The organism is Salmonella sp. SAL04214 (assembly GCF_046550615.1).
In the GTDB taxonomy this organism is placed as follows: Bacteria; Pseudomonadota; Gammaproteobacteria; order Enterobacterales; family Enterobacteriaceae; genus Salmonella; species Salmonella enterica.
Map to the genome: position 1 here is coordinate 1 of NZ_JBGDXT010000035.1, position 553 is coordinate 553.

Annotated in this window: 1 rRNA gene; it reads left to right on the top strand. The window is 52.3% G+C overall.

What is annotated here, in order from left to right:
• Positions 1–504, top strand: a 16S ribosomal RNA gene (locus tag ACLJQD_RS22940); the annotation flags it as partial.
• Between the last annotated feature and the right edge of the window lie 49 nt (positions 505–553).

Sequence of the window (553 nt, forward strand, 5' to 3'; positions counted from 1 at the left end):
GTGAGACAGGTGCTGCATGGCTGTCGTCAGCTCGTGTTGTGAAATGTTGGGTTAAGTCCCGCAACGAGCGCAACCCTTATCCTTTGTTGCCAGCGATTAGGTCGGGAACTCAAAGGAGACTGCCAGTGATAAACTGGAGGAAGGTGGGGATGACGTCAAGTCATCATGGCCCTTACGACCAGGGCTACACACGTGCTACAATGGCGCATACAAAGAGAAGCGACCTCGCGAGAGCAAGCGGACCTCATAAAGTGCGTCGTAGTCCGGATTGGAGTCTGCAACTCGACTCCATGAAGTCGGAATCGCTAGTAATCGTGGATCAGAATGCCACGGTGAATACGTTCCCGGGCCTTGTACACACCGCCCGTCACACCATGGGAGTGGGTTGCAAAAGAAGTAGGTAGCTTAACCTTCGGGAGGGCGCTTACCACTTTGTGATTCATGACTGGGGTGAAGTCGTAACAAGGTAACCGTAGGGGAACCTGCGGTTGGATCACCTCCTTACCTTAAAGAAGCGTACTTTGCAGTGCTCACACAGATTGTCTGATGAAAA